21 protein-coding genes and 1 pseudogene are annotated in these 23823 nt (G+C 61.1%); 13 read left to right on the forward strand and 9 right to left on the reverse strand.

Translation table 11 applies throughout. The features are described 5' to 3' along the window. Window positions 1-121: 121 nt before the first annotated feature. The 5 genes from ACESL9_RS05715 to ACESL9_RS05735 all read left to right on the forward strand — a co-directional run bounded on the left by ACESL9_RS05715 (window position 122) and on the right by ACESL9_RS05735 (window position 4745). The gene (locus ACESL9_RS05715) at window positions 122-544 is read left to right on the forward strand and encodes a c-type cytochrome (protein ID WP_372610930.1); all 423 of its coding nucleotides are present in this window, start codon (window positions 122-124) and stop codon (window positions 542-544) included. Between the two features lie 296 nt (window positions 545-840). After that, window positions 841-2511 carry a cytochrome c oxidase subunit I gene (gene ctaD / locus ACESL9_RS05720; RefSeq protein WP_372610932.1) on the forward strand — a complete coding sequence of 557 codons (1671 nt, stop codon included), beginning with the start codon at window positions 841-843 and terminating at the stop codon, window positions 2509-2511. Window positions 2512-2614: 103 nt separating this feature from the next. Next, the gene (locus tag ACESL9_RS05725) at window positions 2615-3106 is read left to right on the forward strand and encodes a DUF2244 domain-containing protein (protein WP_372610934.1); all 492 of its coding nucleotides are present in this window, start codon (window positions 2615-2617) and stop codon (window positions 3104-3106) included. A gap of 176 nt (window positions 3107-3282) precedes the next feature. Beyond that, a complete protein-coding gene (locus ACESL9_RS05730; protein ID WP_372611059.1) occupies window positions 3283-4341 on the forward strand; it encodes a peptidoglycan-binding domain-containing protein in 1059 nt (352 codons plus the stop codon). 2 nt (window positions 4342-4343) lie between these two features. Next, window positions 4344-4745 (forward strand): hypothetical protein, encoded by a 402-nt coding sequence (locus ACESL9_RS05735; RefSeq protein WP_372610936.1) that lies wholly within the window; start codon window positions 4344-4346, stop codon window positions 4743-4745. Here the strand turns inward: ACESL9_RS05735 and ACESL9_RS05740 are convergent, their stop codons facing one another. After that, window positions 4746-5159, reverse strand: coding sequence for a DUF4864 domain-containing protein (locus ACESL9_RS05740; RefSeq protein ID WP_372610938.1), 414 nt, complete (start codon window positions 5157-5159; stop codon window positions 4746-4748). A 138-nt stretch (window positions 5160-5297) separates the two neighbouring features. Further along, a complete protein-coding gene (locus ACESL9_RS05745) occupies window positions 5298-6941 on the reverse strand; it encodes a lysine--tRNA ligase (RefSeq protein ID WP_372674590.1) in 1644 nt (547 codons plus the stop codon). Window positions 6942-7138: 197 nt separating this feature from the next. Between ACESL9_RS05745 and ACESL9_RS05750 the strand changes: the two genes are divergently transcribed. Both ACESL9_RS05750 and ACESL9_RS05755 read left to right on the forward strand, forming a co-directional pair. Continuing rightward, complete coding sequence (locus ACESL9_RS05750; RefSeq protein ID WP_372610942.1) at window positions 7139-7564, forward strand: tellurite resistance TerB family protein; 426 nt, start codon at window positions 7139-7141, stop codon at window positions 7562-7564. 4 nt (window positions 7565-7568) lie between these two features. After that, a complete protein-coding gene (locus ACESL9_RS05755) occupies window positions 7569-7760 on the forward strand; it encodes a hypothetical protein (RefSeq protein ID WP_372610944.1) in 192 nt (63 codons plus the stop codon). Window positions 7761-7836: 76 nt separating this feature from the next. Here the strand turns inward: ACESL9_RS05755 and dacB are convergent, their stop codons facing one another. Continuing rightward, entirely contained in the window at window positions 7837-9345 is a 1509-nt protein-coding gene (dacB, locus tag ACESL9_RS05760; RefSeq protein WP_372674591.1) for a D-alanyl-D-alanine carboxypeptidase/D-alanyl-D-alanine-endopeptidase, read from the reverse strand. Window positions 9346-9454: 109 nt separating this feature from the next. Continuing rightward, complete coding sequence (locus ACESL9_RS05765) at window positions 9455-10054, reverse strand: nicotinate-nucleotide adenylyltransferase (RefSeq protein WP_372674592.1); 600 nt, start codon at window positions 10052-10054, stop codon at window positions 9455-9457. 262 nt (window positions 10055-10316) lie between these two features. Between ACESL9_RS05765 and ettA the strand changes: the two genes are divergently transcribed. Beyond that, a complete protein-coding gene (gene ettA, locus ACESL9_RS05770; RefSeq protein WP_372610950.1) occupies window positions 10317-11972 on the forward strand; it encodes an energy-dependent translational throttle protein EttA in 1656 nt (551 codons plus the stop codon). Window positions 11973-12246: 274 nt separating this feature from the next. Continuing rightward, on the forward strand, window positions 12247-13482 hold the full coding sequence (locus ACESL9_RS05775) for an acyl-CoA dehydrogenase family protein (RefSeq protein ID WP_372610952.1): 1236 nt from the start codon (window positions 12247-12249) through the stop codon (window positions 13480-13482). A 79-nt stretch (window positions 13483-13561) separates the two neighbouring features. Here ACESL9_RS05775 and ACESL9_RS05780 read toward each other — a convergent pair whose 3' ends face one another. After that, on the reverse strand, window positions 13562-15706 hold the full coding sequence (locus ACESL9_RS05780) for a hypothetical protein (protein WP_372674593.1): 2145 nt from the start codon (window positions 15704-15706) through the stop codon (window positions 13562-13564). A 124-nt stretch (window positions 15707-15830) separates the two neighbouring features. Here ACESL9_RS05780 and ACESL9_RS05785 point away from each other — a divergent pair, with 124 nt between their 5' ends. Beyond that, window positions 15831-16544 (forward strand): thiamine diphosphokinase, encoded by a 714-nt coding sequence (locus ACESL9_RS05785; RefSeq protein ID WP_372610955.1) that lies wholly within the window; start codon window positions 15831-15833, stop codon window positions 16542-16544. On the opposite strand, the gene ACESL9_RS05790 is transcribed toward ACESL9_RS05785, so the two are convergent. The 4 genes from ACESL9_RS05790 to ACESL9_RS05805 form a co-directional block, all read right to left on the reverse strand. Further along, a complete protein-coding gene (locus ACESL9_RS05790) occupies window positions 16456-17403 on the reverse strand; it encodes a DMT family transporter (RefSeq protein ID WP_372610957.1) in 948 nt (315 codons plus the stop codon). The two genes, ACESL9_RS05785 and ACESL9_RS05790, sit on opposite strands and share 89 nt — an antisense overlap. Window positions 17404-17497: 94 nt before the next feature. Next, window positions 17498-18412 (reverse strand): DMT family transporter, encoded by a 915-nt coding sequence (locus ACESL9_RS05795; RefSeq protein WP_372610959.1) that lies wholly within the window; start codon window positions 18410-18412, stop codon window positions 17498-17500. A 190-nt stretch (window positions 18413-18602) separates the two neighbouring features. Beyond that, window positions 18603-19976, reverse strand: a complete 1374-nt coding sequence (locus ACESL9_RS05800) for an L-serine ammonia-lyase (RefSeq protein ID WP_372610961.1) — start codon at window positions 19974-19976, stop codon at window positions 18603-18605. Beyond that, window positions 19977-20681, reverse strand: coding sequence for a glutathione S-transferase family protein (locus ACESL9_RS05805; protein WP_372674594.1), 705 nt, complete (start codon window positions 20679-20681; stop codon window positions 19977-19979). A gap of 371 nt (window positions 20682-21052) precedes the next feature. Between ACESL9_RS05805 and rpiA the strand changes: the two genes are divergently transcribed. From rpiA to ACESL9_RS05820, 3 genes and pseudogenes are all read left to right on the forward strand, one after another. After that, a complete protein-coding gene (gene rpiA / locus ACESL9_RS05810; RefSeq protein ID WP_372610965.1) occupies window positions 21053-21841 on the forward strand; it encodes a ribose-5-phosphate isomerase RpiA in 789 nt (262 codons plus the stop codon). Window positions 21842-21962: 121 nt separating this feature from the next. Further along, window positions 21963-23321: a glutathione-disulfide reductase gene (gene gor, locus ACESL9_RS05815; protein WP_372674595.1), complete on the forward strand. Its 1359-nt coding sequence runs from the start codon at window positions 21963-21965 to the stop codon at window positions 23319-23321. Between the two features lie 62 nt (window positions 23322-23383). Further along, window positions 23384-23823 (forward strand): annotated as a pseudogene (locus tag ACESL9_RS05820) (HflK protein); the annotation flags it as partial.

The following is a 23823-nucleotide window of genomic DNA, read 5'->3' on the forward strand; positions in this document are numbered from 1 at the left end:
GCACTTGCCCTGCAAGGTTGGCTCTGCGACAATTGATCCGAAGAGCCGCGCTTGCCAGGGAGCGGCGCAAGGTTATATCCAAGTTTGAACGCCATCGATGTCGAAACGAAACGAGGTAAAAATGAAAACGCTTCTGACCGCTACCGCCTCTCTCCTTGCCCTTGCTGCCCCGGCTTTCGCCGAAGGCGACGCGGCGAAGGGTGAAAAGGAATTCAACAAGTGCAAGTCCTGCCACATGATCGAGACCGATGACGGCGAAACCATCGTCCGCGGTGGTCGCACCGGCCCGAACCTTTATGGTATCGTCGGGCGCGTGGCCGGCACGGTGGACGGGTTCCGCTATGGCAAGGGCCTCGAAGCCGCGGCCGAGGCCGAATTCGTCTGGACCGAAGAAGAGATGGCCGAATACATGACTGACCCGCGCAAATGGCTCGATGGGCAAGGGTTCCCGAACCAGTCGAAAATGACGTTCAAGCTGCGCAAGGGGCAAGAGGACGTGGCAGCCTACCTGGCCACCTTTTCGGAAACCGACGGCGAGGGTTGATCGGCCCGAAAGGCCCGCGCGTCAAGGAAACATGGAAAACGGGGGGTGCAAGCCTCCCGTTTTTTGTTCGAGTGCGCGTTTCGATCCGGGTGCTTTTGCGTGAAGCTGAAACGCTCCGGATCGTGCCGACTTGCCTTGAGGCCGCGCCCTGAACAGAGGGGGTGCGACAAAATTATTTGATCTGGATCAATTTGACCCGTTGCCCCGACCCGCCCCGCATTTTAAAAACAGAATGAGACCAAGGCGCGGAATACAGATTTCGCACGTCCGAGACATTCAACAGGAGGCACCGCAGCATGGCAGACGCAGCCATCCACGGGCACGAACATGAAGACAACCGCGGCTTCTTCACCCGCTGGTTCATGTCGACCAACCACAAGGACATCGGGATTCTCTACCTGATCGTCTCGGCCCTCGTGGGCCTGATCGCCGTCGTTTTCACCATTTTCATGCGGCTCGAACTGATGCACCCGGGCGTACAGTACATGTGCCTTGAAGGGTTGTATCTGTTCTCGACTCCCGAGACCTGCACGCCGAACGGGCACCTTTGGAACGTCCTGATCACCTATCACGGTGTCCTGATGATGTTCTTCGTGGTGATTCCGGCGCTGTTCGGTGGCTTCGGCAACTATTTCATGCCGCTCCAGATCGGTGCGCCGGACATGGCATTCCCGAGGATGAACAACCTGTCATTCTGGATGTATGTCGCCGGTGTTGCTCTCGGCATTGCCTCGATGTTCAGTCCCGGCGGCAACGGGCAGCTTGGTTCCGGCGTGGGTTGGGTGCTTTACCCGCCGCTGTCTACGCTCGAAGGCGGCATGTCGATGGACCTTGCGATCTTTGCCGTCCACGTCTCGGGGGCAAGCTCGATCCTTGGTGCGATCAACATGATCACCACCTTTCTCAACATGCGTGCCCCGGGCATGACGCTGTTCAAGGTGCCGCTTTTCTCTTGGTCGATCTTCGTGACCGCGTGGCTCATCCTGCTGGCGCTGCCGGTGCTGGCCGGGGCCATCACCATGCTGTTGACCGACCGAAATTTCGGGACGACCTTCTTTGACCCCGCGGGCGGTGGCGACCCGGTCCTTTACCAACACATCCTGTGGTTCTTTGGACATCCCGAAGTGTATATCGTGATCCTGCCGGGCTTTGGGATTGTCAGCCACGTCTTTGCCACCTTCTCGCGAAAGCCGATCTTCGGCTATCTGCCCATGGTCTGGGCGCTGATCGCGATCGGGGCGCTGGGTTTCGTGGTCTGGGCGCACCATATGTACACGGTTGGCATGTCGCTGACCCAGCAGAGCTATTTCATGCTCGCCACGATGGTGATCGCGGTGCCCACCGGCATCAAGATTTTCTCGTGGATCGCGACGATGTGGGGCGGCAGCCTTGAGTTCAAGACGCCGATGCTCTTTTCGCTGGGCTTCCTCGTACTCTTCACCATCGGTGGCGTGACGGGCATCGTGCTGGCGCAGGCCGGCGTGGACCGCGCCTATCACGACACCTACTATGTCGTGGCGCATTTCCACTATACCATGTCGATGGGGGCGGCCTTTACCATCTTTGCCGGGATATACTTCTATTTCGGCAAGATGACTGGACGCCAATATCCCGAGTTCTGGGGCAAGGTGCACTTCTGGCTGTTTTTCATCGGCGTGAACCTGACATTCTTCCCGCAGCACTTCCTCGGGCGTCAGGGCATGCCGCGCCGCTATATCGACTATCCAGAGGCATTCGCCTATTGGAACTATGTGTCGAGCTGGGGCGCGCTCCTGAGCTTTGCATCTTTCGTCCTGTTCTTCGGAATCGTGTTCTACGCGCTCTTCCGCGGCGCCAAGGTGACCGAGAACAACTACTGGAACGAATACGCCGACACGCTCGAATGGACGCTGCCTTCGCCTCCGCCTGAGCACACGTTCGAGCAGCTTCCCAAGCGTGAAGACTGGGACAAGAGCCATGCGCACTAGTGGCAGGTAACTCCTCCGAAGAGGGCCTCGGGACGATCCGGGGCCCTTTTCCATTCCACCCCTTTTCGCCCGCTCTGTACGGGCCGACAGATCAGGATCAGGAATGCCGCATCGCTGGACCCACGGCCCCGACGGAGAGCACGAGGTGGTCCTCTGGCCCCACCGGTCGCTGCCGCGCCGGGGCTTTGCCGCGATCATCCTCATGGCCTTTCTGCTCGCCACCGTGCCGCTTTACGGGCTTTTGGGCACCATGGTTCTGTGGGGCCTCTTGCCCTTCATGCTCCTGGTCGTGGGGGGGCTTTGGTGGGCGCTTGAGCACACATACAAGACCGCCGAGATGCGCGAGACGCTGACCATCACGCCCGATCTAACGCGGCTTGTCCATCAACCGGTGAAAGGCGAGATTCTGACGTGGGAATGCAACACCTACTGGACCCGCGCCCATAGCCACGCCAGTGGGGGGCCGGTCGAATTCTATCTCACCCTCACCGGGAACGGTCGCGAGGTGGAACTCGGCCGCTTCCTGACGGAAAAGGAACGAAAGGTGCTGATCGGTGAGTTGCAATCAGCCTTGCGAGAGATGCGTGATTCCTGAGCAAACCACCCATGTTTCCGATGGTTTCCCAAGACTCGACGCTGGCCAGGGCTTCCCGCGCAAAAGCGAGAGCTTTTTGGGGAGGTGATTCCGCAGTAAGCTGAATCGCAACCCTTGACGATACGAGCATTGACATGCGGTTCTTCGGTTATTGCCTCGCGGCGTTTCTTGCCGTCATGGCCCAAGGCAGCGGGCCGGCGGCTGAAACAAGTGCCCCGGATACGAGGAACGGATTATTTTCGTCCCACGTACTTCAGGGCCTTCTAGGCAATCACATCAAGAATGAGCACGACAAGGGGCCCCGCGCGACCAAAGTCCCGCCACGCCCCCCCGTTTCAAAGGTTTCGACCACCCAGGCACAGACAATGCTGAACGACCTCGGATTCGATGCCGGGGTGCCCGATGGGATCGCCGGGCCCAGGACCCGCGCCGCGGTGATCCGGTTTCAGCAAGCGGCCCGGCTGCCCGGAACCGGCAAGCTGGACCCGCGCACGGTGCATGTCTTGATGGGCGCCCACCGGATCCTGAAGGCCCAGCCCGGCCTTGCCCCGGACGAAGCGACGCGCCGCGCCATTCCGGGAACCGATAGCACGAGACCTTTCACCGCAGCGTCCGCGCAAGCCAGCATCACACCGGTCCGCCGTTTTGCCCATGCTGATGAATACCCGCCGGAGCGTTATCGCGGTTACGGCCTGATCGTGTTCAAATCCGGTGTCAGCAGTTTTGACCGCGAACGACACCGGTTCTTCTGTGAGGCGTATATGACCTCGATCCTGCATGTGCGCGCGATCGGCAAGGATGAACCGAACCAGTTCGTGACGATCTGGCCACTCAAATCCCCTGCCACGGCGCGGGCCCTGAACGGCCGCTGGCGGGAACCTGCGTCCTCGATCTGCAATATCGCGATCGACGACTACGACAATGTGCTTGCGGCAAAAGCCATAGAGGCCGCCAAGAAGGCGGGGTTCGACGAACAAGGTGCCGGCCCGTTCCTCCTGGGTTGGCTGCCGGGCGCGAAATACGGTCAGGCCGATGCTCTCATCCTCACGCTCGATCTCAGCCATGTCGAGGATTACGAAATGGCACAATCCCTTTTCCAGGATTGGAAATACGACATACAGAGTGATCCCGACCTGCTCAAACCCGGGTTCCGCCTGGAAAAGCTGCGCCGCAAGGTTCGGCGCTGGAGCGATACGAGGGGGCCTGGACTTTTCTCGGTCGTCTGGAGAGGTTGACGATGGATCTGGCGCGCCTCATTGGACGGTCCGGCATTGCGGGTGCCCTGGTTGGCCTGGTTTTCGCAACCTGGGTCAACCCGGCGACCAATCAGGGATTTGCCTTGCTGGTCGTCATCTGCGTGCTGGCCGCGATCATCATGTCGACGGGCCTGTCCGTAGCGATGCATGCCTACGCGCGCTTGCGTTTTCGTCCGGGTCGCAATGCCTCGGTCGGAAACGGGCAGCCGGACGAACAGGCACCGGAAAAAGCACCTTCCAGTGACCCGCTGGTCGCGGAGGTCACACCTCTCGAGCGAGCACCCGCGCAACCAGCACCCCCGGACACGCCCGCGACGCTTTCCGATGACGACGGCGATACCGCTACCGCCGACCTCGATGATCGTGACAGCGGCAAAGCTTGATCACACCGCCATGCCCGGTGCCTTCAACAGCTCAACACCGTTGATCTTCCACGCGCCGTCCTGCTCGATCATCTGGTATTCCAGCAGGTGCAACGCGCCGCTTGCGTCGCGGATGCGCACCCTTTGCCTGAGCTGGCCGTCTTTCATCCGCAGTTCGAGAAACTCGACCTCGCCCGCGCGCCAGACCATGGGATAGCCATGTTGCACCATGTGGCCGAATACCTGCGGATTGCGGAAAATGCGCTGGATTGTCGGGCTGGCGAATTCGAAGGCCCGCTCGACGTTGTCGGCGCGGAAGGCTTCGATCTGGCGGGTGATGACGTTTTCGACGGCCATGTTGCGGGCTTCATCCGCGTTCGCGTCACGCGTTGACATGCCGACAACGATCAGGATGGCAAGAATGATCTGTTTCATCTGTTGTTCCCCCTGTTTGACCATCGTTACGCAGGGACAGGGGGAACGGATCATTCCCACGTTGCGCAGGTTTCATGACGCAGCGTGAGGCAGGGTTTTCACAGGATGCGTCAGGGGCGTTTCCGGCCCGGGCACGGATTAGCCGAGTTCGCCCGAAAGTGCCTTTTCGATCAGCGTACGGGTTTCCTCGACGCCGTAAAGCGCGATGAAACCCCCGAAACGCGGGCCCTGGCTGGCGCCGAGGCAGACCTCGTAGATCGCCTTGAACCAGTCGCGCAAGGGTTCGAAGCCGTGATTCTTGCCCACTGCGAAGACGATGGATTGCAGGAATTCCTCGTCTTCGAAATCCGCTTCGGGCAGGGGCGCGTCATTGCCCATTGCGGCATTCTTGCGCGCAATCTCGTCGAGTGCCAGCGCCGGATCGCCCAGCGCCGCCGCCAGCGCCGCCAGCGCGGCGCGTTCCTTGTCATCCGGCGCACGATAGACTTTCTCGGGCTTCACGAAATCGTTGAAATACCGCACCGCGTAGCCCGCCGCTGCGTCGAGGCCGGGATGGGTTTCAGGGGTGGCGTCAGGGGCGTATTTGGTGATGAAGCCCCAAAGCACCTCCTTGTCCTCGGCGCTGGACGCGCTGGCGAGGTTCAGGAGCATCGAGAACGGCACCACCATGTCGGATTCGGGCACATTGCCGTTGTGGATGTGATGCACGGGGTTCATCGCTTTCTGGGCCCAGTCCTGGCCGGGATAGGCGCGCAACTGTTGGTGATACTCGTCCATCGCTCGCGGGATCACGTCGAAATAGAGCCGCTTGGCCGTCTTGGGCTTTTGATACATGAAATACGAAAGGCTTTCGGTACTGGCATAAGACAGCCATTCGTCGATCGAGATACCGTTGCCAGAGGATTTGGAAATCTTCTGCCCCTTGTCGTCAAGGAACAGCTCGTAAGTGAAATGCTCCGGGGGCTTGGCGCCCAGGATCGAGCAGATCCGGTCATAGATCGGCGTGTTGGTCGAATGGTCCTTGCCATACATCTCGAAATCGACACCCAGCGCCGCCCAGCGCGCACCGAAATCGGGCTTCCATTGCAGCTTCACGTTGCCACCGGTCACAGGCAGGGTCCATTCACGGCCCTCTTCGTCATCGAAGGTGATCTCGCCCCTGGTCCCGTTCACATGCTTAATCGACACATAGAGCACCCGACCGGTTTCCGGGTGAATGGGCAGGAAGATCGAATAGGTCTGCCGGCGTTCCTCGCGCAGGGATTTCAGCATCACCTGCATCACGTCGTCATAGCGTTCGGCGGCGCGCAACAGCACCGTGTCGAACTGGCCCGATTTGTAGAACTCGGTGGCCGAATAGAAATCGTAGTCGAACCCGAACGTGTCGAGAAACCGGCGCAGCATGGCATTGTTGTGCGCGCCGAAGCTGTCATGCGTGCCGAACGGGTCTGGCACCGAGGTCAGCGGCTTTTGCAGATGCTCGGCCAGCGCCTCGCGGTTGGGCACGTTGCCCGGAATCTTGCGCATCCCGTCTAGATCGTCGGAAAAGCAGATGAGCCGTGTCGGGATGTCGCTGATTGTCTCGAATGCGTGGCGGATCATCGTGGTGCGCAGAACCTCGCCAAAGGTGCCGATATGCGGCAGGCCAGAGGGGCCGTAACCCGTCTCGAAGAGAACATATCCCTTTTCTGGCGGCGCCTTCTCGTAGCGTTTGAGCAGGCGGCGGGCCTCTTCATAGGGCCAGGCTTTGCTGTTCATCGCGGCGTCACGCAGATCGGACATATCATTTCTCCAGATGCCTCCGCGCCCCATGCGCGGAAACTCGGGCGTTTCCTAATGTCTTTCAAGGTTCAGCGGAAGAGCGAGTTTGCATGGTTCCTCGCATCGGCCACAAGTTGGGCATGGGAAAACGGCCTGTTGCACGATACGCTCCGGCGCAATATCAACATCGGCGCCCCCAAGCCGCCAAGGAACCCCTGATGAACGACAACATTCCCCATCCGCTTTCGCCGCAGGACTGCCTTGTCGCGGTGATGATCGCGGTGTCCGCTTCGGATGAGAACATCCGCACATCCGAGCTGGTCAAGATCCAGTCGACGGTCAATCATCTGCCGATCTTTGCCGATTATGACACCGATCGGATGAACATCATGGCGCAAACGGTGTTTGATCTTTTCGAGCAAGAAGATGGGCTTGACGCGCTTTTCGGCCTTATCCGCGACAACCTGCCCGCCCGCCTGAACGAGACCGCCTATGCGCTGGCCTGTGATGTCGCCGCCGCCGACGGCACCTTGGGCGACGAAGAACTGCGCCTGCTGGAAGAAATCCGCTATGAGCTTGACATCGACAGGCTCTACGCCGCGGCCATCGAACGTGGCGCACGGGCGAGGCATATGACAGTCTGAACCGATGTGGATTAGTCTTGGTCTTCTATGGTTTCTGGCCGTTGCGGCCGGGGCAGCGTTTGCCGATCAGATCGACCGGCTTGGTGAGCCGGCCAGCGCGGGTTGCGTATGCCTGCACCTTGAACACGCGGAATGGCTCTATGAACTGGTCCTGGAAGACGGTCGGGAAAATGTGCTGATCGCGATCACACGCTGAGTCTGGCTGTGCCATAGGGGAAACGATTCTTTCGTGAAGATGCGGAATGCCTGTTGCACGAGTGCCGGGATGCGCGTCACGCGCCGTAAAGCGTTGCCCAGCGTTCGATAAGCCTTTGCTGCAACGTCTTTGCCCGCATGTTCCATCCCCGTGCGCCGGGTGGCCTTGCACCGTTGCCGGCCCGCTCGCGCCGACCGACATCAGCCGCCAGGATCGCAAAGGCGAGGTCCCCGCCCCCAGATGCAGAAGCATAGCCCGCGAGGCCGCTCACGAAATACAATGTGCCCGTCTTGGCCAGCACCTTGATCGGGTGGGATTTGTCGACGCGTCCATTGTCGTCCCTCATGTCGAAGGGCTTGAGTATCGGTTTGAGTGTCTTGCTGCGATGTACACGCGCCAGCGCCAGCGCCATATCCTCGGCCGTCATCCGCGATCTTTCGCTGAGGCCGGAGTGATCGACAAGCGCAACGCGTGCCATGTCCAGAGTTTCGGCGGCCCAGTTGTTCATTTCCCTGGCGCTGTGGCCGAGTCCACCCACACGTCCTTTTCGCTGAGCCGTTGACGCCATTCCGACCATCTCGGCGGTCAGGTTGTTCGAGTATTTCAACATGTCGCGCAGGATGACCGGCAGTTCCGGGCTGACATGCCGCGCCACCACTGTCCCACCTGGAAGATCGCCGCGCTTGCGCGGCTCGGGCAAGTCGATGTCATGGCCGCGCGCAAAACCGCGCAGGACCTCGCCGGCGTAGAGTTCCGGTTGGCGCACCGGTAGCCAGCGCGCGCCCCCGTTGCCCAGTGCGCCGCTTGCCACGGTCCAGTGGTCAATGCCATCCTTCTCGGCATAGGTATAGACGGGCGTGCGGCGGTTCACGACCTGCATGCGCGCGACCTGCACCTCGGGCCGGTAGCGGTCGCTGCGCGCATCCATGTGCACTTTCCAGCCATTGCTGTTGCGCTTCCATTCGAAATAGACGCGGTTGTAGTTGAGGCTAAGCCCCGAGATCGCCGGGTTGTATCCGGCATGATCGGGTTGTGTCCGGTCAATCGCGGGGACAAGAGGCAAGGCTCCGCCCCAGACATGAAACCCGCCTGTGACTTCGCGCAGGCCGCCGGCCTTGAGTTGCGCTGCCATATCGGCCAGGGCATTGGTGTCGAGGGTCGGATCGCCCCCGCCCGCCAACACCAGATCACCTTTTAGAACCCCGTTGTGAATCGGCCCGGTCGCGACAAGCCGTGTGAGAAAGCGATGCTTTGGCCCAAGAGTGTCAATCGCGTAAAGTGCGGTTGCGGCCTTGCTCACGCTTGCAGGCGGCTGCGAGAGGCCAGCGTCATGCCCTTCGAGCATCTGGCCGGTACGGGTATCGACGACTGCAAAGCTTACACGGCCACCGAGCTGCGCCGCCTCAATCAGCGCCGCCGCCCCGGGCACCGAGGTCTTGCTGGCCACCTTGGCCGTCGTCGCGACCCCGCCCGGCCGAGGCATTGGCCGCAATGACTGTCCCGGGGCCTCGGCCAGCACAGGTCCTGCCGTCAGCCCGGCAAGTGCACCGCTCAGAAATCCCCGTCTTGAAAACCGTGACACCATGATTGCGAATTAACCTCTGGTCTGGGCGCCGCACAATTCACAATTCGCGGGATCACCGTTCCCGACGTTCAATTCATGGGCCAATCCGACCATGATGGTACCAGCACGGTCAAGCCCCCTTGGCGTCGCGCGTCGCCCATTGTCCCTTGGCGCGAATATCGCTCGATGAGACATCGACCATTGGCACGTTCACGAAACACCAGCGCGGCGCGGGACCATGGGCCAGCAACCTGCTTTCAAAGCCACGCAGCCGCGCGTAGCGATAGATATCGGCCGCCTTGGCGTTGCGGGCCGCTATCCGTTGCCCGGGCCGGGCCAGCACGCCCACCGGCACGTGGTCCATGATCCAGCGCCAATCCTGCCATTGATCGAACTGCGCGAGGTTGTCCGCCCCCATCAGCCAGACGAACCGCACCCCCGGACAGGCCCGCGTCAGCGCCCGCAAGGTCTGGGCGGTGTATCGCGTGCCCGCCCGCATCTCGAAATCGCTGATCCTGACCCGCGGGTGATCCATCACCGCACGCGCCCTCGCCATCCGTTGACCCATCGGCGCCGGTCCGCGCGCCTTGAGCGGATTGCCCGGGCTGACCAGCCACCACAATTCGTCCAGCGCAAAGCGCTTGAGCGCCTCGCGGCTGATATGCGCATGGCCCTCATGGGCCGGGTCGAACGACCCGCCGAGAAGCCCGATCACCCGACCGGGTTGCATATATGGCAATCCCTTTTTCATTCGCGCGTTTGTGACCTCCACCCCGACCCCTGTCAACGCGCAACGCTAACCGGGGCGAGCGTTCCCCGCTTTATCTGGAAGTAACATCTCGGGGTAGCGACCAGACGCCTTGCGCATTGCCTTGGGGGCAGAGCTTCCTTCCCGCCTTTGACGGATTGCCCCGGCATCGCTGCATTGCCCCTGTCGGCGCAACCGACTATCTAGGCCGTCAACAGACCCAAACCGCGCAAGGACGACGAGAATGGCAGCCTATCAATACGTCTATCACATGCAGGACGTCTCCAAGACCTATCCCGGTGGCAAGAAATGCTTCGAGAATATCCACCTCAACTTCCTGCCCGGGGTGAAGATCGGTGTCGTGGGGGTCAACGGGGCCGGCAAATCGACCCTGCTCAAGATCATGGCCGGGCTCGACACGGATTTCTCGGGCGAGGCCTGGGCGGCGCAGGGCGCGCGTGTGGGCTACCTTCCGCAGGAACCCGAGCTTGATCCTGACCTTGACGTGCGCGGCAACGTGATGCTGGGCGTGGCCGAGAAGAAGGCCAAGCTTGACCGGTTCAACGAACTGGCGATGAACTACTCGGACGAGACCGCCGACGAGATGGCCCAGCTTCAGGACGAGATCGACAGCCAGAACCTGTGGGATCTCGATGCCCAGATCGACGTGTCGATGGAGGCGCTGCGCTGTCCGCCGGACGATGCCGACGTGAGCACGCTTTCGGGCGGTGAGAAGCGCCGCGTGGCACTGTGCAAGCTGCTGCTGGAGCAGCCCGACATGTTGTTGCTTGATGAGCCGACCAACCACCTCGACGCCGAGACCATCGCATGGCTGCAACAGCACCTCATCGACTACAAGGGCACGATCCTGATCGTCACCCATGACCGGTATTTCCTAGATGACATCACTGGCTGGATCCTTGAACTCGACCGTGGCCGGGGCATTCCCTACGAGGGCAACTATTCCGCCTGGCTCGAACAGAAGGCCAAGCGGCTCGAACAGGAGGCGCGCGAGGACAAGTCCAAGCAAAAGACGCTCGAACGCGAGTTGGAATGGATGCGCCAGTCGCCCAGGGCGCGGCAGGCCAAGCAGAAGGCCCGGATCAACGCCTATAACGACCTTGCCAACCAATCCGAGCGTGAGAAACTCAACCGCGCCCAGATCATCATCCCCAATGGCAAGCGGCTCGGCTCACGGGTGATCGAGGTTGACGGCCTGTCAAAACACATGGGCGACAAGCTCTTGATCGAGGATCTGAACTTTGCGCTGCCACCGGGCGGCATTGTCGGGGTGATCGGCCCCAACGGTGCGGGTAAAACCACGCTTTTCCGTATGCTCACCGGGCAGGAACAGCCCGACAATGGCAGTATCGAATACGGTGACACGGTCGAGCTTAGCTATGTCGATCAGACCCGCGACGCACTGCCTGACGACAAGACCGTGTGGGAGGTGATCTCGAACGGGCAGGACATCATCCAGCTGGGCGATGCCGAGATGAATTCGCGCGCCTATTGCTCGGCCTTCAATTTCAAGGGCGGCGATCAGCAGAAGAAAGTCAACCTTTTGTCGGGTGGGGAGCGCAACAGGGTGCATATGGCACGCCTGTTGAAATCAGGTGGCAACGTGCTTTTGCTCGACGAGCCGACCAACGATCTCGATGTTGAAACCCTGCGCGCGCTTGAGGATGCGCTTGTCGATTTCGCAGGCTGTGCGGTGGTGATCAGCCACGACCGCTTTTTCCTCGACCGCATCTGCACGCATATCCTCGCTTTCGAGGGTGATGCCCATGTCGAATGGTTCGAGGGCAATTTCGAGGATTACGAGGAAGACAAGAAGCGGCGGCTGGGGCCGGATGCGCTGGAGCCGAAGCGGATCAAGCACAAGAAGTTTGCGAGGTGAGGGCTTCGTCGTACCTGAACGGGTTTGTGCCAACGACCGTGAAACCTCTTCCAGGAAATTGCGGCGACCTCGGGGAAAGGTCGCCGCGGAACGTCTGAAACAGGGAATCGGAAATTGCGGTCAGGGTGCCACCGACAGGTGACAGGGATGTGACGGATATCCGGGGTATGGGTGGGCCGTGCCGCGACGCAACGGCATTTGCATGCGCCCTTTACTCTCGGTCAGGCGGGGCTTCTACTTTGGCCGAGACGCATTGAGAGGAGAGGAATCCAAGATGGAAATGAATCTGGGGATGCGCGAGGAGCATATGCCGCTTCTCGAAAAGGTGCGCGACATGATCCGCAACGAGGTCATGCCGCTGGAGGAGGAATACCACGCCGAGATCGGCAAGGGCGACCGCTGGCAATATACCGACCGCCAGCGCGAGATTCTCGAAAGCCTGAAGGCGAAGGCCAGAGAGCGGGGCCTGTGGAATTTCTGGCTCACCGACAGTGAGCGCGGGTTCGGCCTCAAGACCGTGGAATACGCCTATTTCGCCGAGGAAATGGGCAAAACGCCGCTGGGCGCCGAGGTGTTCAACTGTTCCGCCCCTGACACCGGCAACATGGAGGTTCTGGAACGCTACGGCGCCGACTGGATGAAGGAAAAATGGCTCAAGCCGTTGCTTGCGGGCGAGATCCGGTCGGCCTACCTGATGACCGAGCCGGATGTGGCGAGTTCTGACGCGACCAACATCTCGATGTCCTGCGTGCGTGACGGCGATGAGTATGTCCTCAACGGCGAGAAATGGTGGTCCTCGGGAGCGGGCGATCCCCGTTGTGCGATCTACATCACGATGGTCAAGACCGGCACGAATGATATGCCAAAGCACCAGCAGCATTCGATGATCCTTGTTCCGGCCGATACGCCGGGTATCGAGGTGCTGCGCCCTTTGCAGGTCTATGGTCATGACGATGCACCGCACGGTCACATGCATATCCGCTTTACCGATGTGCGGGTGCCAGCCGACCACATGATCCTCGGTGAGGGCCGGGGATTCGAGATTGCGCAGGGGCGTCTTGGCCCGGGGCGTATTCACCACTGCATGCGTGCCATCGGGCAGGCCGAAGCGGCGCTGGAGCGAATGTGCAAGCGGTCGCTGGAGCGTGAAGCCTTTGGCAAGCCGATCGCGCATCTGGGCGCGAATTACGACATCATCGCCAATGCGCGGATGGAGATCGAACAGGCGCGGTTATTGTGCCTCAAGGCCGCGTGGATGATGGACCAGGGCGATGCGCGCGCCGCGGCGCCTTGGATCTCGATGATCAAGGTGGTCGCACCACTGACGGCGTTGCAGGTCATCGACGAGGCCGTGCAGATCCATGGTGGTGGTGGTGTCAGCCAGGACACGCCGCTGGCCATTGCATGGACACAGGTGCGCACACTGCGTCTTGCCGACGGGCCGGATGCGGTGCATCGCCGCCAGGTGGCACGCAAGGAATTGCGGCAATACACCCAGCAGAAGGTCTGAAGATCGGGCTGGATGATCGCTTGAAAAAGAAACGGCGCCCTGCGATCGGGGCGCCGTATTCAGTTGATGTCATGGGGTGTCACTCGCCCGCGTAGCGTGCGTCGGGACGGTAGGAGATGCTGTCAGACGCGGTAAAGCGCCCGCCCTTGAGCTTGATGATCTTGCCTTCGCGCAGAAGCTGGCCAAAGCTGCGCAACCCGTCTTCCCGACTGAAATCGTCTTTCTCGACCTCGCGCACATGGGTCATGAGCTGCGGGCGCGAGAATTGTTCGCGACGCTCCACGAAGGAAAGATAGGCCGCTGCTGCTTCGAGAAGTTCGGGCAGGCTCGTTGCACCGACGCTTTCGGCATAATCGGCGAAATCGCTCGCCGCCGCTGCCTCGGCATTTGCCGGTGCGGAGACCTGCACTCGCCGCGGCCGCACGGGAGCTGATTTCGTCTCTTCCAGATCAACCCGTTGCTCGGCGACCAGTTTGAGCGGGGCCGGGCGTGCGGTTTCGGGACGGCGCGGGCGGCTGCCCTGATCACGGGTCTGCGGGCGACGCGGACGCACCACGCTGGCGAGATCGTCGCGATAGACCTCGGAGTCCGGGCCTTCGCCTGCCAGGTCTCCGCCTGCGCCGATCTCGGCCTTGTTGGCTTCCACGGCGGCGCGCAGATGGGCGATGGCGTTGCGGCGCCCGCGGCCTGTTTCCTCATTGAGATGGGCGTCAGTTTCTTCAAAGATACGGCCCATTTCGGATTCGGCATCGGTTCCGGCAAAGGGGGTAAAGGGGGTGGTGCGACCGCTCGTATTGCCAGAATCCTCGTCGTGTTCGTCGCTGACTTCATCCTCGCCGACACTGTTATCCTCATCGGAAAAGAAATTGATGCTGTCTTCGCCCGTTTCGTCTTCGTCCTCATCCTCTTCGTCTTCGAGCTCGTCGATCAGCGAGGCATGATGGTATTCACCTTCGTCCTCGTCTTCTCCATCTTCCGAGGCAGTATCGGTGTGCCCGCTGTCCGTAGACACGGCCAACTCGGCTTCGACGGCAGCCAACTCGCGCAGAAGGTCCGCTTCGTCCTCGGGCGAGAGTTTCGATTCCGCTGTCCTGTCCTCTGACACCACTTCTTCTTCGAGGTTGCCGTCTGCAATCGCGGCTTCGAAATCGGCGCGCTTCATCTTCACAATACGAGCGCGGAGCCGCGGCGTATCGGTTTCGGCGGCCTGTTCGGGTTCGCCCTCCGGACCCGGGGCAGTGGATTCGGCTTCGATCTCACCGGTGGTTTCCACGGGCGTCTCATCGGATGCGTGCAGATCGGCTTCGGTCTCGTTGTCGACTATATCAAAGGCGCGTGCTTCATCCTCGGTTTCGTAGAAAAGGTCCTCGTTGTCTTCGTCGGGAGAGTCGAAGCGCGACAGCAGGGACGAGATCGTGTCATTCTCGTCGGCCGCCTCGTCGTCGCCTTCGCTTGTGTCCGCCCGCTCCATCTCGACTTCGTCGTCAATTTCCAGCGCCGCATTTATGTCGTCATGGGTCTCGGAGATGAAATCGTCGGCGTGCTCGTCCTCGGAATAGGCGACAGTAGGCGTTTCCGCGGTCTCGGCCTGGGATACGACGGCACGGATGCGCTGAAGCTTTGCTGCCACGCTCTCGATATCGGAACCTGCGGACGGGATCGGTGCGTGAGTCGCAGCTTCGGGTTGCTCGGCGGTTTCGCCTTCCTCCTCGGTCTCGTCAGGCATGTCATCGGTCGCAGGTGCGCGCATGTCGTCCGGTTCGGCAACCTCGGGCTGGGCTGTGCTATCGGCGATATTCTCGTTTTCTTGCGGCTCGCCTTGGGCAAAATCGTCGCCTGTGGAGGCCATTTCTTCGGCCTGATCCGTTTCCTTGATCAGATCCGATGCTTCCTCCGAGGCGGCGTTCTCATCTGCATCTTCATCTTCCGCAAAGGTGCCTGCAGCCGATGCGGTCGTCGGGGTGCTACCGGGATCGGCGCGCAGGACGATCCTGTTCTGTTCGAAATGAGCATTGACACGGCGGGCAATCTCGCGCTCGGCGATCCTTGCCAGCATTTCGGCGTCCGGTGTCGGTGGCTCCGCGCCGAAATAGCGGTCATCGGAGGCGAGATCGCGAAAATATTCGGCGATGGCTTTCATGGTTCCGAAAGAATCGTCGAAACCTTCCAACGTGCACGAAAACGTGCCGTAGGAAACTGTCAGGATCTTGCTCGTGTTAACCATTGTGATGCTCGCCCAAAGATGTGTTAATTGGCTAAAGTTTTAACCTCCCTACAGAGACGAAAGCCGCCCGAATCTTGGATGTTTACAGTATCATTTCGTGACGAGAATGTGATCTGTTTCCTCAATGGGAGGTAAATCTATAGTGAACGCGGCAATTGTTGACGAAAGCGGTCCGGTCACGCTGATCGGTTGCGGAAGCGTGAAGGGATCCGTTCTGCGCCGTGCGATTGTTCAGGCTCCGGTGGTGGTTGCAGCGGATGGGGCCGCCCAAGTAGCGCTTGATCATGGGATCATGCCGGACGCGGTAATCGGCGATTTCGATTCGATTCCCGAAGCGGCGCAAGACTCTATTCCGCAGGCACGCCTATATCGGATCGCCGAACAGGACAGCACCGATTTCGAGAAATGCCTGCGCAACATTCGCGCGCCGTTGGTGATTGGTGTGGGGTTCGGAGGTGGCCGGGTCGATCATCAACTGGCGGCGTTTCACGGGTTGATGCGCCATGCCGACCGGCCTTGTCTGCTTCTGGGAAAGCGCGATCTGGTGTTCATCGTGCCGCCCGCATTTCATTTGTCCCTGCCACAGGGCAGCCGGTTTTCGCTGTTCCCATTGGGCGAGGTGCGGGCCAGGTCGCGTGGCTTGCGCTGGCCGCTGGATGGGATCGCGTTTGCGCCGGGGTCGCGGATTGGCACGTCGAATGCGGTCTCCGGGCCGGTCAAAATCGAGGTCAACGCACCCGCGATGCTGGCTATTCTGCCGGCGCGGACATTGGAGGCCGTGATTGCGGGTCTGACGGCGGACGATGCCGGGCGCTGGCCCTGCGTTCCGTCATCATGATGTAGAGTCCGGACGCGATGGTGACAACGATGCCAGCCATGGCCAGCCCGTTGGGGAAATCGCGAAACACGATCCAGCCCAGAACTGCGGCCACCGGAATCTCGAGATACTGCATCGGGGCAAGCGTGGCAGAGGGCGCATAGCGCAAGGACCATGTCATGAGCAGATGACCCAGCGTGCCCAGAATGCCGATGGCCAGGAGCATCGCCCATTCGGTGGCATCGGGCCGGATCGTATCGAGCAGGCCGGTGCCAAGGCCTCCGAAGAGCCACATCAGCGGGGCCATGAATACGACGGCCATCGCTCCGCTGATGGCCTGAAGCCCGATCGGGTCGGTTTCGCGGGCGATCTTGCGGGTGACGAGAATGAAGAGCGCGAAAACCACCGCAACGCCAAGCGGCAGCACAGCGGGCCAGCCGACAGCAGCAAAGCTGGGCTGGATCACGAGAAGGGTGCCGGAAAAGCCCACGATGCAGGCGAGGAAGCGGCGCCGTCCGACTTCTTCATCCAGAAAGAAGCGCCCCAGCAGCAGCAGGATGAAGGGCATCACAAAGGCGATCGCAATGGCGTCGGCCAGCGGCAGGTATTGCAATGCCGAGACCATCAGGCCGATTCCCAGGATATGCAGGAGGGTCCGCAGCATGACGAAATGCAGGATACGCCCGCGTATCCGCCATGGTCGCAAGCCGAGCATGAGGAAGGGCAGCAGCAGCAGGAATTGTACAAGAAAGCGGATCAACACAAGTTGCCCCACTGGCACCGACTGGCCCAGCAGTTTCGCCACCGCGTCGGCCATCGGCGCCATGATGCAAAATCCGAGCATCAGCGCGATGCCGAGCAGGGGGCGGTCCGTGTTCATGCCGGCACGCTAGGGCCAAATGCGCGGAGGGGCAATCGCGCATGACAGGTAGAATTCCCGTGGAGCATGGACGTGATCCTGTTGCGGTCGTGCCTCAGGGGGCAGGAGGTGGGCGCCGTGCCGGGCGGCCAAGGGCGCGCTCACGGGCAAAGACGTAAAGACCCGACCCCACGATGATGGTGCCGCCCAGCACGGTCAGACCGTCGGGAATGTCGGAAAAAATGTAATAGCCCAGGATCGTGGCGAAGACGATCTCGAGATATTGCAGTGGCGCGATGGTGGCCGCCGGGGCAAACCGCAGCGCGAAGCTGACGAAAAGATGCGAGATGGTCGAGACGATCCCGACGCCAAGCAGCGTCCAGACTGCCAGTCCGCGCGGCCAGACCGGGTCGAGCGCGGCGATGCCTGACCCCTCAAAGCCCCAGAGCAATGGCACGATGAAAAGCATGGCCGCAATGGCGGTATAGCCCTGAAGTGCCAGAGGGTGGGTGCGTTTGGCCATTTGACGGGTCAGAACCATATAGAAGGCGAAACAAAAGGCAGTGACGACGGGCAGGAGGCTGACCGGGCCAAGGTCGGCGAAACTCGGCTGGATCACCAGAAGCGCCCCGAGAAACCCGACGAGGCAGGCGATGATCCGGCGCGGGCCGATCGACTCGCCCAGAAAGAACCCGCCCATCAGCGTCAGGATGAAGGGTTCGACAAAAAAGATGGCAATCGCATTTGCAATCGGCATGAAGCGCAGCGCGGTAAAGAAGCAGCCGGTGGCGACAAGAATCAACAGCGCACGCACGACATGCAGTCCGAGTTCACCGCGCCCCGGGCGGTGCGCATGCCGCATCCAAAGCGCGATGGGCAGCAGCAGAAGCGCCTGGACGCCAAAGCGAGCGGCGAGGATCTGCAGCACCGGCACCTCTTCGGGCGTGGCCTTGGCAAAGCTGTCCATCACCGGGGCGAGGATGGAAAAGCCGATCATGAAGAGAATGCCGAGAATGGTGCGGTCGGTCATGGCTGGCTCGCTTGCAAGGATAGCCCGGCTTAAATGGGAGGATGAGGAGGGTCAATGCCGGCTATGATGAGGGAGATGGCGTCAAGGTTCGCATTTCATGTATCCCCCTTTGCGGGCGGCCCTTCTGCAAGAATGTAGGAGTAAAAGGGCTCAGCTATCCGATTGCCATGCAGATGAAAACGCGTGCAGTTCAGCAATTCGGCACGTTGACGGCCAACCCGCCAAGCGAGGTTTCTTTATACTTTTCGTTCATGTCCAGCCCCGTCTGGCGCATCGTCTCGATCGCGGAATCGAGTGGCACGAAATGGGTGCCGTCGCCGCGCAGGGCGAGCGAAGCGGCCGAGACGGCCTTGATCGCGCCCAGCCCGTTGCGTTCGATGCAGGGCACCTGCACCAGACCCTTGACCGGGTCGCAGGTCATGCCGAGGTGATGTTCCAGCGCGATCTCTGCGGCGTTCTCGACCTGTTCGGGGGTGCCGCCCATCACCGCGCACAGCCCGGCGGCGGCCATGGCGGCGGCGGAGCCGACCTCGGCCTGGCAACCGGCCTCGGCCCCGGAAATCGAGGCGTTGTATTTGACCAGCCCGCCGATGGCGGCGGCGGTGAGCAGGAAATCCTCTATCTTCGATGGTGTGGCGCCAGGCACGTGATCAAGCCAGTAGCGTATGACCGCGGGCATTACCCCCGCCGCGCCGTTGGTGGGGGCGGTGACGACCTGCCCCCCGGCGGCGTTTTCCTCGTTCACGGCCATTGCATAGGTCGAAATCCAGTCATTAATCGTGTGCGGTGCGTTGAGGTTCATGCCGCGTTCGGCTTCGAGCTGTTCGCGGATCGCCTTGGCGCGGCGCTTGACGCGCAGCCCGCCGGGCAACTCGCCCCCGGTGTCGAGACCGCGGGTGATGCAATCATCCATCACCTGCCAGATCCGCGCCGTACCCTTTGCAAGGGATTGAGAGCAGCCGCGCGAAATCTCGTTCTTGCGCTTCATTTCAGCAATGGATTTGCCCGAAATGCGCGCCATGTCGAGCATTTCGGCGGCCGACTTGAACGGGTAGGGGACGGGCGGGCCGGTGTCGGTATCCTTGCCCGCGGCCAGTTCCCTTTCGGTGAGCACGAAGCCGCCGCCGACGGAATAATAGGTCTCTTGCAGGATCACGTCGCCCTGGCCGTCGGTCGCCATCAGGATCATGCCATTGGCATGACCGGGCAGGGCGGGGCCAAAATCGAAGATCAGATCGTCCTTGGGGCGGAAGTTCAGTGTAGGCAGGCCGGGTGGTGTAACCGTGCCGCTGTCGCGAATTGCGGCGAGTGTCTGCTCGGCTCGGTCGTGGTCATAGCTTTCGGGCTGAAACCCGGCGAGGCCCAGAATCGTGGCGCGGTCAGTGGCATGGCCAACGCCGGTAAAGGCCAGCGAGCCATGCAGCGACCCGCGCAACCCCGCGACATCGAAAGGCGCGGCGCGTATCAGGTCGAGAAACCGGCCGGCGGCGACCATCGGCCCCATGGTGTGCGACGAGGACGGGCCGACGCCGATCTTGAACATCTCGAAGACGGAAAGAAACATCTAGGTTGCCGATCCTTCTCGTGGGGTGGCGATCGAGGGCGCGGTGAACGGGGTCGGACCCAACCCCTCGGCACGGATCGCGCGTTTCACGCTGTCGCGCTCTTCGATTCGCGCCGCGAGACGGGCCAGATGCGGCGTTCTTCCAAGCGAGAACCACGCGGTTTCGCCCTCGGGGTAAATCGCCATCCAGCGCAGGCAGGCACAGACGTAAAGGTCGAGCATGGTCAGCGGAATGCCGTTCAACACCGGCGCACAGGTCGCGGCGAACTCATCAAGCCGGGCGAGATGCGTGTCGAGATTGGCCTTGGTCCGGGCGCGTAGTGCGGCTTGGGCCGCTGGATATGAGCCGGCGTATTTGGCTGGGTAGAACAACATGCGAAGGTTGGCATGGAGCGTGTTTGAGGTAAAGAACAACCATTTGAGGAAGGCTGCCCTGTCGGGATCGGTCGGCGCCGGGGCCAGCGCGCCGTGGGTGTCGGCAAGCCACAAAAGAATCGCCCCGGTCTCGAAAATCGGGCCGTGGGGCGTGTCCAGCGTGGGGATCAGCCCGTGCGGGTTGAGTGCGAGATAGTCAGGCGCCGATTGGCCCCCGGCGGCGCGATCGACCAGGGTGGTATCATAGGGTATGGCCAGTTCTTCGAGCGCAAGCCGCACGATGAGTGACGCGTTGTCGGGGGCATAGTAAAGGCGGTAGGTAATCGTCATGCGATAACAATAGGTCAAGCATTGCTCGCGAATGCAAGGAAAGCGGCATTGTGGGCGTGGGCCACGACCCGGCGCTTGTTTACGGTGCGTTTTTACGGTGCGTTAAGGCGAGGCTGAAACAAATGAAGAACACAAGATGCAGGGGAGAGGCCCGAGATGTGGGTCATGTTCTGGGTTGCGGTCTTGGCGGCACAAGGCATGTTGGCGGCTGAGAACGGCGAGCTTCTGGCCCAGCCTGATAGGGTCGATGTGACCGGATCCTGGGCGTTATTGTTCCTTGGCTGGTGCGCCCCTGTCGTTGGATTTTTGCCCCTCGCCTGATCCTGGCAAGTCACCTATAAGGCAGGTGCAACGTCAGGAAAGGGGCTGTCATGGCTGGGGAACTTTCACCGATTGACAAGGCGAAATTCGTGGCGGCAAAGCGCGCCGCCGACATGGTCGAGGACGGAATGCGCGTGGGGCTGGGCACCGGGAGCACGGCGGCCTGGCTGGTGCGTTGCCTTGGCGAGATGGTGCGCGAGGATGGTCTGAAGATCAAAGGCGTACCGACATCGACACGCACAGCGGAGTTGGCCCGCGATGTCGGGATCGAAGTCATCAGTCTCGATGAGGCACGCTGGCTCGACATCACGATCGACGGGGCGGATGAGTTCGACGGCGATCTGAACTTGATCAAGGGCGGCGGCGGTGCGCTGTTGCAGGAAAAGATCGTTGCAACGGCCAGCGACCAGATGGTGGTGATCGCCGATATCGGCAAGGAGGTCGAGACGCTCGGGGCCTTTCCACTTCCGGTCGAGGTGATTCCGTTCGGCTGGCAGACTACCAAGGCGCTGATCGAGGAAACGCTGATCAGCATGGATGTCCTGGGCCGTCAGACCTCACTTCGGATGAATGGCGAAGTCCCCTTCATGACCGATGAGGGAAATCACATCATTGACCTGCATTTGAACCGGATCGGTAATGCGCGGCAACTGGCCATGGTTCTCAACCAGATGCCCGGCGTGGTCGAGAACGGGCTCTTCATTGATATCTGTGATGTGGTGGTCGTGGGATTCGGCGACGGACGGGTGGAATTGCGCGACATCAATGCAGGCACGATCGAAGAGGACAGACTGGATTTCGTCGAAGATGACAATCTCTTCACGGACCTCATGGATTGAAGGTGCGCAGGCGCGGGTTTTCTGCGACAATTCCCCAATCTTGGCGGGCCTGTCCCGAACGGGGTAGACTCCGGGGCCTGATGCAATAGATGTGGTGCTCGTGGCTGGAAAGGTGCGGCAGATGGCATTCGACTATGATCTTTTCGTGATCGGCGGCGGTTCAGGCGGCGTGCGCGCGGCCCGGGTGGCGGCGTCGGAGGCGGGGGCGAAGGTCGCCCTGGCCGAAGAGGACCGCTATGGCGGGACCTGTGTGATCCGTGGCTGTGTTCCCAAGAAGCTCATGGTGTTCGCGAGCGGGTATTCCGCAGCTGTGGAGGATGCCGCCGCCTATGGCTGGACGGTTCATTCCGACGGCTTTGACTGGATGAAGTTCCATGGCAAGCTTGAGGCGGAACTGGACCGGCTGGAAGGGATTTATCGCAAGTTGCTGGCCGGGGCCGGGGTTGAGACCTTCGATGCGCGCGCACGACTGTTGGATGCACATACGGTCGAGCTTTCGACCGGCGAGCGCAAGACGGCGAAGCACATTCTTCTGGCGATGGGCGGGCATCCGGTAAAGGCAGGGATTCCCGGCGAGGAAAATGCCATCACCTCGAACGAGATTTTCCATCTGCCGGAACTGCCCAAATCCCTGCTGATCGTCGGCGGCGGCTATATCGCCTGCGAATTCGCCGGTGTAATGAACGGGCTCGGGGTGAAAACGACCCAGTATTACCGTGGTGCGCAGATCCTGCGCGGATTCGACGAGGAAGCGCGCGGGCTGGTGTCGGAGGAAATGATCCAGAACGGTGTCGAGCTTCACCTTGGAACCAATGTGATCGAGATGGAGAAGACCGAAACCGGCATCCACGTGAAGGCCACAAATGGCGACAAGCGCGAGTTCGACGTGGTGATGTTCGCCACCGGGCGTGCGCCAAACACGGCCGATATGGGACTCGAGCAGATCGGGGTCGAACTTGGGCGCAAGGGCGAGGTCATCGTGGACGACTATGGCCAGACCTCGGTGCCTAGTGTATACGCGGTGGGGGATGTGACCGATCGTGTGAACCTGACGCCGGTTGCCATCCGCGAGGGAATGGCGTTTGTCGAGACCGTGTTCAAGGGCAATCCGACCAAGCCGGATCATGACCTGATCCCGACCGCGATTTTCACGCAACCCGAATTCGGCACGATCGGCATGAGTGAGGAAGAGGCGCGCGATCAGGGGCCGGTCGAGATCTACTGCACCTCGTTCCGGCCGATGCAGTCGCTCTTTGCTGGCCGTGAGGCGCGCGGTCTGATGAAGCTGGTGGTTTGCGCCGAAACGCGGCGGGTGCTGGGTTGTCACATCGTCGCACCGGGTGCAGGCGAGATGATCCAACTGGCCGGCATCGCGGTCAAGATGGGGGCTACGAAAGAGGATTTCGATCGCACCATGGCGGTACATCCGACGATGAGTGAAGAGATGGTGACCATGAGATCGCCCGTTCGGGCGGCTTGAATTTTCCGGCGCATTGCACAGGTATGTTGATGAACCGGTTCGACGCAGAGAGGAAGAGTTGAATGGCAGGACATTCTGGCGGCCCATGGGGCGGCGGAGGAAGTAACGGTAGTGGCGGCGGCAAGGACGACCGCGGCGACCGTGGAGGCGGTGGGCGTCGGCCCGGTGAGGACAAGCCGCAGATTCCCGAGATCGACGAATTGATGAAAAAGGGCCAAGAGCAGTTGCGCGTCCTGATGGGCGGGCGTGGCGGCGGCGATGGCGGGCGCGGCGGCGGTCAGGGCCCGAGCCTTAACCGGGGTTCGATCGGGCTCGGTGTTCTGGTTGTTCTGGCTCTGTGGCTCTATGCAAGTTTTTACACTGTCAAACCCGAGGAACAGTCGGTTGAACTGTTTCTGGGCGAATACTATGCCACGGGCAGCCCAGGTCTGAACTTTGCGCCTTGGCCTGTCGTGTCGGCGGAAGTGGTCAATGTAACGTCGGAGCGGACCGAGAACATCGG

It is taken from the genome of Aquicoccus sp. (assembly GCF_041686535.1).
Taxonomy (GTDB): Bacteria; Pseudomonadota; Alphaproteobacteria; order Rhodobacterales; family Rhodobacteraceae; genus Aquicoccus.

Bases quoted from the DNA above. Each gene is read 5' to 3' on its own strand.
- ACESL9_RS05730 (WP_372611059.1), top strand. From the start codon at position 3,283: ATGGCCCAAGGCAGCGGGCCGGCGGCTGAAACAAGTGCCCCGGATACG.
- ettA (WP_372610950.1), top strand. From the start codon at position 10,317: ATGGCAGCCTATCAATACGTCTATCACATGCAGGACGTCTCCAAGACC.
- ACESL9_RS05780 (WP_372674593.1), bottom strand. From the start codon at position 15,706: ATGGTTAACACGAGCAAGATCCTGACAGTTTCCTACGGCACGTTTTCG.
- rpiA (WP_372610965.1), top strand. From the start codon at position 21,053: ATGGCTGGGGAACTTTCACCGATTGACAAGGCGAAATTCGTGGCGGCA.
- ACESL9_RS05755 (WP_372610944.1), top strand. From the start codon at position 7,569: ATGTGGATTAGTCTTGGTCTTCTATGGTTTCTGGCCGTTGCGGCCGGG.
- ACESL9_RS05750 (WP_372610942.1), top strand. From the start codon at position 7,139: ATGAACGACAACATTCCCCATCCGCTTTCGCCGCAGGACTGCCTTGTC.
- ctaD (WP_372610932.1), top strand. From the start codon at position 841: ATGGCAGACGCAGCCATCCACGGGCACGAACATGAAGACAACCGCGGC.
- ACESL9_RS05790 (WP_372610957.1), bottom strand. From the start codon at position 17,403: ATGAACACGGACCGCCCCCTGCTCGGCATCGCGCTGATGCTCGGATTT.
- ACESL9_RS05740 (WP_372610938.1), bottom strand. From the start codon at position 5,159: ATGAAACAGATCATTCTTGCCATCCTGATCGTTGTCGGCATGTCAACG.
- ACESL9_RS05765 (WP_372674592.1), bottom strand. From the start codon at position 10,054: ATGCAACCCGGTCGGGTGATCGGGCTTCTCGGCGGGTCGTTCGACCCG.
- ACESL9_RS05715 (WP_372610930.1), top strand. From the start codon at position 122: ATGAAAACGCTTCTGACCGCTACCGCCTCTCTCCTTGCCCTTGCTGCC.
- ACESL9_RS05775 (WP_372610952.1), top strand. From the start codon at position 12,247: ATGGAAATGAATCTGGGGATGCGCGAGGAGCATATGCCGCTTCTCGAA.
- ACESL9_RS05745 (WP_372674590.1), bottom strand. From the start codon at position 6,941: ATGTCCGATCTGCGTGACGCCGCGATGAACAGCAAAGCCTGGCCCTAT.
- ACESL9_RS05795 (WP_372610959.1), bottom strand. From the start codon at position 18,412: ATGACCGACCGCACCATTCTCGGCATTCTCTTCATGATCGGCTTTTCC.
- ACESL9_RS05800 (WP_372610961.1), bottom strand. From the start codon at position 19,976: ATGTTTCTTTCCGTCTTCGAGATGTTCAAGATCGGCGTCGGCCCGTCC.
- ACESL9_RS05725 (WP_372610934.1), top strand. From the start codon at position 2,615: ATGCCGCATCGCTGGACCCACGGCCCCGACGGAGAGCACGAGGTGGTC.
- ACESL9_RS05735 (WP_372610936.1), top strand. From the start codon at position 4,344: ATGGATCTGGCGCGCCTCATTGGACGGTCCGGCATTGCGGGTGCCCTG.
- dacB (WP_372674591.1), bottom strand. From the start codon at position 9,345: ATGGTGTCACGGTTTTCAAGACGGGGATTTCTGAGCGGTGCACTTGCC.
- gor (WP_372674595.1), top strand. From the start codon at position 21,963: ATGGCATTCGACTATGATCTTTTCGTGATCGGCGGCGGTTCAGGCGGC.
- ACESL9_RS05805 (WP_372674594.1), bottom strand. From the start codon at position 20,681: ATGACGATTACCTACCGCCTTTACTATGCCCCCGACAACGCGTCACTC.
- ACESL9_RS05785 (WP_372610955.1), top strand. From the start codon at position 15,831: ATGGGAGGTAAATCTATAGTGAACGCGGCAATTGTTGACGAAAGCGGT.